General features: G+C 40.7%; 15 protein-coding genes. 3 read left to right on the forward strand and 12 right to left on the reverse strand.

Features of this window, described 5'->3' with window-relative positions; all coding sequences use genetic code 11:
• Positions 1-295: 295 nt before the first annotated feature.
• Positions 296-616: a hypothetical protein gene (locus CTY48_RS14865; RefSeq protein WP_099469250.1), complete on the reverse strand. Its 321-nt coding sequence runs from the start codon at positions 614-616 to the stop codon at positions 296-298.
• Between the two features lie 286 nt (positions 617-902).
• Between CTY48_RS14865 and CTY48_RS14870 the strand changes: the two genes are divergently transcribed.
• On the forward strand, positions 903-1,526 hold the full coding sequence (locus CTY48_RS14870) for a DJ-1/PfpI family protein (protein WP_099469251.1): 624 nt from the start codon (positions 903-905) through the stop codon (positions 1,524-1,526).
• 58 nt (positions 1,527-1,584) lie between these two features.
• Here the strand turns inward: CTY48_RS14870 and CTY48_RS14875 are convergent, their stop codons facing one another.
• The gene (locus CTY48_RS14875; RefSeq protein WP_099469252.1) at positions 1,585-1,902 is read right to left on the reverse strand and encodes a winged helix-turn-helix transcriptional regulator; all 318 of its coding nucleotides are present in this window, start codon (positions 1,900-1,902) and stop codon (positions 1,585-1,587) included.
• Positions 1,903-2,033: 131 nt separating this feature from the next.
• Between CTY48_RS14875 and CTY48_RS14880 the strand changes: the two genes are divergently transcribed.
• The gene (locus tag CTY48_RS14880) at positions 2,034-2,438 is read left to right on the forward strand and encodes a pyridoxamine 5'-phosphate oxidase family protein (RefSeq protein ID WP_099469253.1); all 405 of its coding nucleotides are present in this window, start codon (positions 2,034-2,036) and stop codon (positions 2,436-2,438) included.
• A gap of 168 nt (positions 2,439-2,606) precedes the next feature.
• Here CTY48_RS14880 and lysS read toward each other — a convergent pair whose 3' ends face one another.
• From lysS to CTY48_RS14930, 10 genes are all read right to left on the reverse strand, one after another.
• A complete protein-coding gene (lysS, locus tag CTY48_RS14885) occupies positions 2,607-4,094 on the reverse strand; it encodes a lysine--tRNA ligase (RefSeq protein WP_099469254.1) in 1,488 nt (495 codons plus the stop codon).
• A 14-nt stretch (positions 4,095-4,108) separates the two neighbouring features.
• Positions 4,109-4,591 carry a transcription elongation factor GreA gene (greA, locus tag CTY48_RS14890; protein ID WP_099469255.1) on the reverse strand — a complete coding sequence of 161 codons (483 nt, stop codon included), beginning with the start codon at positions 4,589-4,591 and terminating at the stop codon, positions 4,109-4,111.
• A gap of 254 nt (positions 4,592-4,845) precedes the next feature.
• Positions 4,846-5,808 carry a tRNA dihydrouridine synthase DusB gene (gene dusB / locus CTY48_RS14895; protein WP_099469256.1) on the reverse strand — a complete coding sequence of 321 codons (963 nt, stop codon included), beginning with the start codon at positions 5,806-5,808 and terminating at the stop codon, positions 4,846-4,848.
• A gap of 4 nt (positions 5,809-5,812) precedes the next feature.
• On the reverse strand, positions 5,813-6,592 hold the full coding sequence (locus CTY48_RS14900) for a type III pantothenate kinase (RefSeq protein ID WP_099469257.1): 780 nt from the start codon (positions 6,590-6,592) through the stop codon (positions 5,813-5,815).
• A gap of 4 nt (positions 6,593-6,596) precedes the next feature.
• Positions 6,597-6,938: a DUF6145 family protein gene (locus CTY48_RS14905; RefSeq protein ID WP_099469258.1), complete on the reverse strand. Its 342-nt coding sequence runs from the start codon at positions 6,936-6,938 to the stop codon at positions 6,597-6,599.
• A 188-nt stretch (positions 6,939-7,126) separates the two neighbouring features.
• Positions 7,127-8,122, reverse strand: a complete 996-nt coding sequence (locus tag CTY48_RS14910; protein WP_099469259.1) for a biotin--[acetyl-CoA-carboxylase] ligase — start codon at positions 8,120-8,122, stop codon at positions 7,127-7,129.
• A gap of 6 nt (positions 8,123-8,128) precedes the next feature.
• On the reverse strand, positions 8,129-9,118 hold the full coding sequence (gene argF, locus CTY48_RS14915) for an ornithine carbamoyltransferase (RefSeq protein ID WP_099469260.1): 990 nt from the start codon (positions 9,116-9,118) through the stop codon (positions 8,129-8,131).
• Positions 9,119-9,138: 20 nt separating this feature from the next.
• A complete protein-coding gene (locus CTY48_RS14920) occupies positions 9,139-10,476 on the reverse strand; it encodes a patatin-like phospholipase family protein (RefSeq protein ID WP_236354954.1) in 1,338 nt (445 codons plus the stop codon).
• A gap of 5 nt (positions 10,477-10,481) precedes the next feature.
• On the reverse strand, positions 10,482-11,402 hold the full coding sequence (locus tag CTY48_RS14925; RefSeq protein ID WP_099469261.1) for an SPFH domain-containing protein: 921 nt from the start codon (positions 11,400-11,402) through the stop codon (positions 10,482-10,484).
• Complete coding sequence (locus CTY48_RS14930; protein ID WP_099469262.1) at positions 11,402-11,845, reverse strand: NfeD family protein; 444 nt, start codon at positions 11,843-11,845, stop codon at positions 11,402-11,404. The genes CTY48_RS14925 and CTY48_RS14930 overlap by 1 nt, the downstream gene beginning before the upstream one ends.
• Positions 11,846-12,137: 292 nt before the next feature.
• Here CTY48_RS14930 and trhA point away from each other — a divergent pair, with 292 nt between their 5' ends.
• Positions 12,138-12,806, forward strand: a complete 669-nt coding sequence (gene trhA, locus CTY48_RS14935) for a PAQR family membrane homeostasis protein TrhA (protein WP_099469263.1) — start codon at positions 12,138-12,140, stop codon at positions 12,804-12,806.
• Positions 12,807-12,825: the final 19 nt, after the last annotated feature.

Raw genomic sequence — 12,825 nt, forward strand, 5'->3', positions numbered from 1 at the left:
ATTTATTATTTAGGTATCTTTTTTTTAGTTTTGGAAAATACAATTTTTTATAATTGATTACCTCGTAATAGATGACATTAAAAAAGCCACTACAGAGTTTACAACTCCATAGTGGCTTTCCTGCTATTTTCTAATAGTTCTCTATCTTCCATTTGAGAATTTACACTTGAAATATACATATATTGTTTCTTACGTTCTAAAACCAGTTTTTGATACCATTCTGCCCGTTCGATTTGTTCTTTCTGGATTTCTCCATTATGCTGAACGGAAATACCATCCGCCAACGAGATGATTTTTATTCTTTCATGTCAAGCTGCTGCTGACTTTGTTCCAGATAAGAAACAAGCTGTGCCCGAGCTGACAAATCGTCATTTTCTTCTAACCAAGAAGCCAAATCCACATTGTTTGAAATATTCTGAGCCAACTGAATTTCTTCCATCAACAAACCGTTAATTGCCTGTTCCAAGCTATCCGTCACAAGTTCAGAAATCTGCTCAATATTTTCCAAAATCATATCATTATATTGACGATTGCTTATAGTACCTATAATTAGAAATCCACGTATAGTTGCAAGGCAAATAAATAATGTTGTTCCCCAAAATACTCTTTCTCTCATGCAGACCTCCTGAAATACTTTTAACAGCAATATAACTGAACAATGTCGCATACAAGATATTTTAGCCGTGAATTGAGTATAGATAAACTCTTCATATTTATTATCATATAGGCGTACCAATAAGTCAATCGACATCACTTCCCTATAATCTTAAATATTAATAAAGTCTTGTTTATGAATCAAAAATAAATTGAGTTACTTTGCCAAGCTATATTTTTTCTTTTTTATTTGCTATAATTTAGCAAATAAAGCAGAGTGTGATAAAAACTATAAGGAGGATTATAAAATGAATGTATTATTGTTATGCTTAAGTGGATTTGAAACTATGGAATTTAGTGTCTTTGTAGATGTCATGGGATGGGCACGTGACGAAATGAATTGTGATATCAACGTAACTACCTGCGGTTTTGAAAAAACTGTAAAAAGCACATTTGGAATATCAATTGTAATGGATACTACAATAAATGAAATCTGTGTAGATGATTATGATGCACTGGCTATTCCGGGTGGTTTTCAAGAATATGGTTTTCGTGATGAAGCGTTTCATGAGAGTACATGTAAATTAATCATAAAATTTAACGAACAAAATAAGCCAATCGCATCTGTATGCGTAGCTGCTTTTGCATTGGCGAAAAGCGGCATTTTAAAAGGAAAAAGGGCGACAACCTATCATTTGATGGACGGATTAAGACAAAGGGAATTAGCCCGATACGAGGGCATAACAGTTATTAATCAACCAGTTGTGGTGGATGGCAACATTATTACATCGTCTTGTCCTGAAACAGCCATTAAGGTGGCATTAAAATTGCTGAAAATGCTCACTAGTGAAAAAATGGCACAGTCTATTGGAGAGATGATGGGATATGGACAACTTTTTCAAATTGAAACCATGGCCAAAGAGGGGAAATAGAAAGTAAATCTAGCTGTGTATTGCTATAAAATTTTAGCAGGATACCTTCTGCACTATATCAGTCAACTGAAGTGTATTTCTCTCCCCATTCTCCTATTGCATCAAAAACAGGAATAATGGCAAGACCGCTTTCGGTCAGAGAATATTCTACATGCGGGGGGATCTCATTAAACTGTATTCTCTTTACAATTCCCTTTTCCTCAAGACCTTTTAATGTTGTTGCAAGCATCGTATTGGAAATCTCTGGAATAGCCTTGTTCAATTCACCAAACCTCATGGTCGGCTGCTGAATTAGCTCATAAATGATTCGTGCATTCCACTTTCCTTCAAAAATAGATAACCCTCTCTTAACCGGGCATTTTTCTATATCTACCATAATCGCTCCTGTTCTATAGTAAGGTACGCAAAACTATGTAAGAACAAACTGCGTACTTGATAATTATTTCTTATATAGTATAATTTATTTACTGACATAAATCAAGTCTAAGGGTAAAGGAGATAATAAAAATGACAAATGCAGAAAAAGTCGGTGAATACCTGAAAAAAGCAGAAATGTTTTTTGTAGCAACAGAGGATGGTGACAAGCCAAAAGTCAGACCATTTTCATTCTATACTATATTTGAGGATAAGATTTACTTTGGTGTAGGTACATTTAAGGATTGCTACAAGCAGATTATAGCAAATCCCAATGTAGAAATTTCCGCCTCAAACGGAAAAGGCTTCCTTCGCTACTATGGCAAAGCAATCTTTGTGGAGAACCAAGCACTTCTTGACCAGGCGTTTGCGGAGGCTCCGTACCTTCCAAAAATGTATAATGAAACGACCGGAAACAAGCTTGGAATGTTTTACCTCGCAGACGCAACCGCTGAGTTCAGAAGTTTGTTTGAAATCGAAGAATCACTTTCTATGTAATGACTGCGGGAGAGGACGAGAGCTCTCCCGGTTTTACTTAATACTTGTCAAATAAAAGGGCACCTACATCTAGTTTTTCAACTAAATGTAAGTGCCCTTCAAATCATTCTATAAACCTGTCAATCGGGATTTCTATGGATTGACTTTGACGCTCCAGAAATCTGTATACTAATTAAGGCTCTTCATCGTCGGAAACAACAAAACATCACGAATCGCAGGTGAATTCGTCATAATCATAACCATACGGTCAATTCCGAATCCGATACCGCCTGTCGGTGGCATACCTACACTCAATGCATTCAAGAAATCTTCGTCCATGCTACTCGCCTCGTCATCACCCTGAGCCTTCAGCTCTTCCTGAGCCTCGAAACGCTCTCTCTGGTCGATTGGATCGTTTAACTCGGAATAAGCGTTTGCCATTTCCCAGCCGTTGATGAAGAATTCAAAACGCTCTACATATTCCGGATCTTCCGGCTTTTTCTTCGTCAGAGGAGAAATCTCAACCGGGTGGTCCATAATGAAGGTAGGCTGAATCAAATGATCTTCTACGTATTTTTCAAAGAAGAGATTCAAAATATCACCCTTCTTGTGTCTTGCCTCAAACTCTATGTTATGCTTCTTTGCTAATTCTTTTGCTTCCTCTGTTGTCTTTATCTCGGTAAAGTCAACATTGCCGTATTTCTTTACCGCATCTACCATAGTCAAACGCTCAAACGGCTTTGACAAATCAATCTCATGCTCGCCGTAAGTAAGCACTAAAGAACCGTTTACTTTCTGCGCAACATGGCGATAGAGGTTTTCTGTTAAATCCATCATGCCATGATAATCGGTGTACGCCTGATACAGCTCCATCAGAGTAAACTCCGGGTTATGTCTTGTATCAAGCCCTTCGTTTCTAAATACTCTTCCGATTTCGTATACACGCTCCAAGCCGCCTACGATAAGTCTCTTTAAATACAGCTCCAAAGAGATTCTAAGGTGTAAATCCTCATCCAATGCGTTAAAATGCGTGTCAAACGGTCTTGCCGCTGCACCACCCGCATTCTGCACAAGCATAGGTGTTTCCACCTCGATAAAGTTCTGCTCATCTAAGTAGCTTCGAACCGCATGAATAACCTGAGAACGCTTTACAAAGGTTTCTTTTACGTCCCTGTTCATGATTAAGTCTACATATCTTTGTCTATAACGAATATCTGTGTCCTTTAAGCCGTGGAACTTCTCCGGAAGTATCTGTAAGCTCTTTGACAGAAGAGTCACTTCTGTGGCATGAATGGATATTTCGCCTGTCTTTGTCTTAAACACTTCACCCTTGATACCGATAATATCACCGATATCATATTTCTTAAAGTCTTTGTAGGCTTCCTCACCAATATTATCTCTTGCAACATAAGACTGGATATTGCCCGGTAAGTCCTGAATATTGCAGAAGGAAGCTTTCCCCATAACACGCTTCGACATAATACGTCCTGCAACAAATACCTCTTTGCCTTCCATTGTCTCAAAATTATTGATAATATCTGTGCTGTGAGCAGTCACATCATACTTGGTAATCTCAAAAGGATTCTTACCGGCTGCCTGAAGCTCCTGTAATTTCTCATGACGCACCTTGATTAACTGGTTAATATCTTGTTCCTGTACATTCTTTTCTTCTGCCAAAATTTTCACTCCTCTTAGTTGGATCTTTGAATATCCAATACTTTGTATTCCGTAGTTCCCGCCTGTGTCTCCACTGTTACGACAGCACCGATTTTTGCGCCAAGAAGTGCTTTTCCTACCGGTGATTCATTCGAGATTTTTCCCTGTAAGCTGTTTGCTTCGGTGGAGCCCACAATTTTGAATTCCGTTTCTTCATCAAACTCAAAGTCAAATACTTTAACCTTGCAGCCAACACTGATTTTATCTAAATCTACTTCCTCTTCTACAACTACTTCTGCATTTTTAAGAATTTTCTCAATTTCTTCAATTCTTGCTTCAATGTCTCTTTGTTCATCCTTTGCAGCATCATACTCTGCATTTTCGGAAAGATCGCCCTGCTCTCTGGCTTCTTTAATCTTTTGCGCAACCTCTTTCCGCTTGTTCACCTTTAAGTCTTGAATCTCATCCTCTAATTTTCTAAGACCTTCATAAGTTAATAAATTTTTCTTCTCTTCCATCTTACACTACACCCTTCCTGTACTAAATAAATATATAAATTTGGATTCTCCAACCCATTATTTATGCTCGCAATTAGAGAATTATATCGTAAAGGCACCCTGTTGTCAAGATTTCCTCGTACTTTTTATCGCAAACTATATGGTTTTGTCACATATTTACACTTAAATGAGCAAGCTCTCACCCATGAATTGCATCAATACTTCTACATGGCTAAACTGTAATCTCAAAGTATTATACTTGATTCAAGTTCGTTTTATACCAAGTACTCGTCCAAAAGTAAAACCAACGAAGACAAATCTTCTATTTCATTCACCCTGCCGCGCAGCTTTGCGCAATGCGGATACCCTGTTGTATACCATGCCGTATGCTTTCGCATCTCTCTAATTCCGATGAATTCACCTTTATACTTCACCTGAAGTCTTGCATGCTCCATAATCATTTTCTTAAGCTGTTCTATCGTAGGCTTTTCAACTATTTTTCCCGTTTCAAAATATTCTCTGATTTGAGAAAACAGCCATGGATTTCCCTGTGCACCTCTTCCTATCATAATACCGTCACAGTTCGTCTCCTCCAACAGCTTGGCGGCACTCTGCGGGCTGTCCACATCACCGTTTCCGATAACCGGTATTGAGACGCTTTCCTTCACCTGACGGATGATATCCCAATCTGCCTTTCCCGAGTAATACTGCTCCCTCGTCCTTCCGTGAACCGCAATTGCGGCGGCTCCGCTGTCCTCAATGATTTTTGCTATCTCCACAGCATTGATGTGAGCAGCATCAAATCCTTTTCGTATTTTTACCGTAACCGGCTTTTGAATGGCTTTCACTGTCTGAGTCACAATCTCTCTGACCAGCTTAGGGTCCTTCATAAGGGCTGAACCTTCCATATTATTGACCACCTTCGGAACTGGGCAGCCCATGTTGATATCAAGAATATCAAATGGCTTCTCCTCAATCTGCTTTGCTATTTCACTCATAATATGAGGGTCTGAGCCAAATAACTGCAGCGAAACGGGATTTTCTTCCTCGTGAATCTCCATCAAGCTCTCTGTGTTTTTGTTCTTATAGTGAATCGCCTTTGCACTGACCATCTCCATACACAAAAGTCCGGCACCCTGCTGCTTACACAGCAATCGAAATGGCAGGTCCGTTACCCCTGCCATAGGCGCTAATATTAAATTATTTTCCAGCTCTACATTTCCGATTTTTAACTTCATTTTATTACCTGCTGCTCTTTGTACACCGTTTATAAATGCAATGCAATCCTTTTAATGTCAAATTCGGGTCATAAATGTCAATCATCTCTGTCTCTTCTGCAATCATTTTCCCTAATCCTCCCGTTGCAATTACTTTGATATCCGATAGTTTGCTTTCTTCCTTCATTTTCTGAATAATATATTCTGTTTGACCAATATAGCCAAATACAATACCCGCCTGCATGCTTGATACGGTATCCTTGCCCAAAATGCTCGGCGGCTTCTTAATCTCAATCTTGGGAAGCTTTGCGGCCTCCTGCCACAATGCCTGGACCGACGTGCTGATGCCCGGTGCAATGACACATGCGCCGAATGTTCCGTCCTCCGTCACCAAATCATAGGTCGTCGCCGTCCCAAAGTCAATGACGATAGCGGGACCACCATACAGCTCATGTGCGCCTACCGCATCTACAATACGGTCAGCTCCGACTTCCTTTGGGTTATCCGTACCGATACGTATTCCCGTCTTAACTCCCGGTCCAACAATAATCGGCGTGATATCAAAGTATTTTATAATTGCGTTCCTCAGGGAATACATCATATCCGGCACAACGCTTGCGATAATAACATCCTCGATATCCCGTACCGTAAAATTTCTGTGCTCAATCAGATTGCATATATCAATTCCATATTCATCAGAGGTCCTCGGCATTTTCGTTGTCAGACGAAATGTTCCGATTAACTCTTCCTTCGAAAAGATTCCCAAGGTTATGTTCGTGTTTCCTACATCTATTACCAAAAGCATAACGTTATTCCTCCAGCTTGATATCTTCATTTAAAAAGAATACCTTGTAAAACATCTCCAAGGACTCCATAAGCTCTGACTTTGTCCGCTGTATTTCTTTAATCTTAAGTCCGCTTCCGATTTCATCATAGAGAATATCCTCCTCGTCAAAGGATACTTCCAAATCCAGACTGCCGTCCTCCTCATACACGAGGGTCAGGATGCCGCCTACCTCCTCGGTAAACAAAACACACATGATTTTAAGCTCGTCCTTAATTCCCTGCGGCAAAGTCTCAAAGTCCTCATTTATATAAAATTTTTTCTCATAGCCGTTCGAGCCGCATAGAACTACTCTGTCCTGATACATATTACAATTCCCTTTCCTTAAACTATTATAAGAAAGTGTGAGCTTTGCTCACACTTCGCGCCCGAGCGGGTTGCGAAGCAACAACTTCCACTCTGCGAGGTGCGCATAAATAATTTTTCATACCATAGGAAGTTCAGAGAACTTTCCTATGGTATGAAGCATATAGGTACTATGAAAATACGAAACCGTTACACATATCCGTAAATTCCTCTTACCGACACCTCGCCGGCAAAAACTGTCTCAATCTGTCCGTTTTCTCTTAGTACAAGCAGCTCGCCCTTTTCATTGATTCCCTTGGCAATGCCGGTGTAACTTTGCTGTGTTTGGGCTATGATAACCTCTTTCTCGCAGTTGATAAGAAGCTTATTATACTCCTCCTGCTGCAAGCTTAGGTTTTCCTCTTTCATAAAAATATCATATTCCTCTTCAAAATGTAAGAGGATTTTATTGATAAGACCGGCTCGGTTCACTGCTTTGCCCTTCTCCATTTTGATGGAGGTAGCCTTTTCCTTAAGCTCCTCCGAAAACGAAGTCGCATTCACATTGATTCCCACACCAATCACAACATGATTGATATAATCCAGCTCTGCACTCATTTCGGTCAAAATACCACAAAGTTTTTTTCCATTTAAGACAATGTCATTGGGCCATTTGATAAAGCAAGGAAGGTCCGTAACTTCCGTACAAGCCTTCACCACTGCAAGTGCCATAACAAGTGTCAGCATGGAGGCTTTTAGAGGGCTAATCTCCGGTTTTAGCACAAGTGTCATAAAAACACCTGTATCTTCCGGTGATTCCCATGTTCTGCCCCGTCTGCCCTTGCCGCCAGTCTGCATATTTGCCACAACAAGAGCACCTGCCTCTGCACCCTCCTCGGCAAGCTGCTTTGCTTTTTTATTGGTAGAGTCAATTTTGTCAAAATAGTATAAGTCCCTGCCTGTCCACTTTGTCCTCAACGCAGTTTTTATCTCGCTAAAAGAGAGAATATCCGGACTATCCTTTAGATAGTAGCCTTTATTTTGAACCGCTTCTATCTCGTAGCCTTCTTCCTTCAACTGCTTGATTGCCTTCCACACAGCCGTTCTGGAGACACCAAATTCCTCACAGAGCTCCTGACCGGACAGATGCTTATCCGCTTCCTTTAACAGGGCTAACAGTTTTGTTTTTAAATCAAAAGTTTTCAAAGCTTCTTATTCTCCTAATGTTGCCGCTATAACTGCCTTAATCGTGTGCATACGGTTTTCTGCCTCGTCAAACACAACAGATGCCTTTGACTCAAATACCTCATCTGTGACTTCCATCTCGGTAATCTTAAATCTCTCGCCCATCTCTTTTCCGGTTTGCGTCTTTAAATCATGAAAAGCAGGCAGACAGTGCATGAAGATTGCTCCTTCTTTGGCATTATCCATCACCTTTTTATTCACCTGATAAGGGCTTAATTCCTTAATACGGCTCTCCCATACCTCCGGTGCCTCTCCCATTGATACCCACACATCGGTGTATATAACATCCGCGTTTTTCGTGCCTTCCTCTACATTCTCGGTCAGCTTGATGGTTGCTCCTGTCTCTTTTGCAAATGCAAGACATTCCTCCACCAACTTTTCATTCGGAAAATATTCCTTTGGCGCACATGCCACAAAATTCATTCCCATTTTCGCACAGGCGATCATCAGAGCATTTCCCATGTTATAACGGGCATCACCCATGTAAACGAGTGTCACGCCCTTTAATCTTCCCAAATGCTCTCGAATCGTCAGCAAATCGGCAAGCATCTGTGTCGGATGATCCTCGTTTGTCAGACCGTTCCAGACAGGAACACCGGCGTATTTTGCCAACTCCTCGACAATCTCCTGCCCGTAGCCTCTGTATTCAATTCCTTCATACATTCCGCCAAGCACTCTTGCTGTGTCAGCAATGCTCTCCTTCTTCCCTATCTGGGAGCCGCTCGGATCCAAGTAGGTGGTGCCAAGTCCCAAATCATGAGCTGCCACCTCAAAGGCACATCTTGTTCTCGTGCTTGTCTTCTCAAAAATCAATGCTATATTCTTACCCGGGTATTGCTTTGGCAATATCCCTTTCTTTTTCTTATCCTTTAGCTCAGCGGACAAATCGATGAGATACTCGATTTCTTCCGGTGTAAAATCCTTTAACGTTAAAAAATGTCTTCCTTTTAAATTCATGCTTCCTCCTTCTTGCTCACCTAAACGTCCAAAATCGCACGGATAAATTCAGGTAATAACAGCAAATCCTTTTTCGCTCTCGCTTTTTGCAGAACTTCCTTGCGAAAAGCTTCGATTGTATAAATTTTATATTTTTGAACTCTTAAAAGCTTGGCGGCAGCCTCCAGTGTACTGATATAAAGCCCGCCGTAAGTCCATTCCTTTCCCAATTTCAACTCTGCCGCAACAGCGTTTAACACAAACTCCAGATAACTTCGCGTCAGGAGCTCTTTTGATGTATCTATTTTATAATAACCGCATAAAGCCGTCTTATTGTCCTCTGAAATATGAATCAACTGATTTAAATAATAACACTCTTCTTGATTTTCTTCAATATAATATATTTTACCTTTTAATCCGTATATAAGCCGCATTGTGTCATAATAACCGATTTTAATATTTCTTCGGCTCTTCGTGCTGTCAAAATCCAATATATTTCCCAAATCAACCCGCGGCTCAACGGATAACACCGTGATATCATCGGAAAGCTTTACTTTCTTTTCTCTTCCCGGCCCGAAAATGCGAACCATAATAATATCCTGATAGCCTCGTTTTACAAGGGATTCCAGCGGCACATTGTTAAACATACCTCCGTCCATATAAGTTTTTCCGTGCAGCTTCTCATTCTTGAATACAGGCAGATAAGCACTTGCCAACAGCAAGTCAGGCATCATACCTTCTTCGACCTCCTTCATATCCAAATCAAGCTCCCTCATATCGGAAATGGAAAAGGTGAGCAGATAAAAATTTATCGCACCATCCCGTATTAGCTTTTCATCAATATTTTCCGCAATCAGCTCTTTCAGTGGCGTGATATCAGCTCCTCCGTCCACAAAAAGCTTCATTGAATGCTTCAATGCCTCCGTCATTTCAAGCTTTCCCTGAAATACCTGAGACATGATGTTATCATCCACCTTCATCACCTTAGAATAGGAAATATTCTCCCAAAGTTTTTCCGTCTTCTCCAAGTCACCCATGCATATCATCGCAGCATTTAAGGCACCTACGGAGGTTCCCGCAACACCGCTGATTTTAATTCCGGCTTCATTAAGCGCTTTCCAGGCTCCCACCTGATAAGCTCCTCTGGCACCGCCGCCCTCAAGTACAATACCGTATTCTTTTGTCATGTCAATAACAGGCTTCATATACATTCTCCCCAGTGCTTTGATATAGAATGTGCCCCGCACATTCTTACGCCAGGCGCGGTCGGTGTAACCGACATCTTTCTTTCGCTCCCGTGTGCTTACATATTTCCTATCATATGAATCAACAGCGGCAGGGATTATTAAATCCGCACCGCTGTCAAAATTCTCTCTCATTTTACTTAGCTATCTTTTGCTACCTCTGTAATAGCCTTCACCATTCCTGCCATTCCCTGAATGTCGGAAGGGATGATAATCTTCGTTGCCTTGCCGTCTGCTGCCTTCTCAAAAGCCTCTAAGCTCTTCAACTGCAATACACTTGCATCTGCTGCTGCTTCCTTCAAGAAACGGATACCATCAGCCTTCGCCTGCTGTACTTTCGCAATAGCGATTGCTTCACCTTCTGCCTCTTTGATCGTCGCTTCTCTTCTAGCCTCAGCTCTCAAAATTGCTGCCTGCTTTTCTGCTTCGGCATCCAAAATCGCTGATTGTTTGTTACCCTCTGCAACAAGGATGGTAGACCTCTTCTCACCCTCTGCTCGAAGAATTGATTCTCTTCGCTCACGCTCTGCCTTCATCTGCTTTTCCATTGCATCCTGAATAGCTGCCGGAGGAATGATATTCTTAAGCTCGACACGGTTCACCTTGATTCCCCAAGGATCTGTTGCAACGTCAAGAGCCACTCTCATCTTTGTGTTAATTACCTCTCTTGATGTAAGTGTTTCATCCAGCTCCAAATCACCGATAATGTTTCGAAGTGTGGTTGCCGTCAAGTTCTCGATTGCCATAAGAGGATTATCAACACCGTATGCATAAAGCTTCGGATCAGTAATCTGATAAAATATTACAGTGTCAATTCGCATTGTTACGTTATCCTTCGTGATAACCGGCTGCGGTGGAAAATCTGCAACCTGCTCCTTTAAATTTACTCTTCTTGCCACACGGTCGATGAAAGGAATTTTAATATGAAGCCCTACATCCCATGTTGACTGGTATCCACCCAAACGCTCTAAAATAATAGCCTGTGCCTGCGGAACAATTCGTATGCACGTTGCCAATACAATTAAAATAACTAAAACCAGTATTAATACTAAAATTTCCATTATTCATTATCCTCCCTTTTCTCTTCCACAATTAGTTTCACTCCACTGATCTCTCTAATCACCACCAACATATCTTTTGGAATTATCGTATCCTCGTCGACAGACCTTGCACTCCATTCCAGTCCATTAACGTTCACGCTTCCTTCACTCTTAATGTTGCTGATATCAGCCGTCACGATTGCTGTTTTTCCAATGAGACTCTCTACATTGGTCCTGGTTCTGTTTTGATTCAAATACCGCATCGCAATCGGTCTTGTAAGAAACAGCAGTACAAACGATACAAGAAAAAATACGATTATCTGTACCACCAAAGGTGCGCCAAACACTCCTGTCACAAAAGCCGCCAAAGCTCCGCCGGCAAACCAGATGGTTGTCAATCCCATTGTTAATATTTCTATCACAATAAGTATAACAAATAGAATCAACCAATACATATCATACATATCAAGTCCCCCTTTTCTGCAATTGTATGTAGTTAATCTTTGAAACTTGCGGTATATTTTCCGCATTTTAAAAAGACTACCTCATTTATTATGTTACTATAAATCATACTTTATTACAAGTTTCTTTATTACAATCTAATTATTTTTTTTTAAATATACTTGATATTTTATGCATTTTAGTGTAGTATTTGTGTATACTAAATGTAGTATTAAAAACTACTTGTTGTTTTATTCAAGATTTCAAGTAAGTTTTCGAAACCACTTTAATACATTTTAGATAGGAGGAGTAACTATGAAATCATTTAAACCAAAGGACCCGGGAAGCGCCATCACCCATTTTATCGGAATGCTTATGGCAATGTTTGCCGCGACACCGCTGCTTATCAAGGCTGCAAATAAGCCGGATAAAATTCACCTCATCTCACTGAGCATCTTTATCGTGAGTATGATATTATTATATGGAGCAAGTACGACCTATCATTCTCTTAATTTATCAGAACGTACAAACCGTATCCTCAGAAAGCTCGACCACATTATGATATTTGTGCTGATTGCAGGCTCTTACACACCAATCTGCCTTATCGTTTTAAACGGAAGCGTCGGAAAAATACTTTTCACTCTTGTATGGGGAATTGCCTTAGCCGGCATTTTAATCAAGGCTTTTTGGATAACCTGTCCGAAATGGTTTTCCTCCATCCTCTACATCGCAATGGGATGGGTGTGTGTGCTCGCTTTCACCCCTCTTGTAAATGCACTGTCTCCGGCAGCTTTTGGCTGGCTTTTGGCAGGAGGTATTATTTATACTCTTGGCGGCATCATCTACGCTTTGAAGCTGCCGATTTTCAACAGCAAACATAAAAATTTCGGCTCACATGAGATATTCCATCTGTTTGTTATGGGCGGAAGCATCTGCCACTTCATCCTGATGTACTTTTTTGTCGTTGCTATGCCGGTCAGTTAATATAAATTATCAGAAATAA

The organism is Konateibacter massiliensis (assembly GCF_900184995.1).
Taxonomy (GTDB): domain Bacteria; phylum Bacillota; class Clostridia; order Lachnospirales; family Lachnospiraceae; genus Lachnotalea; species Lachnotalea massiliensis.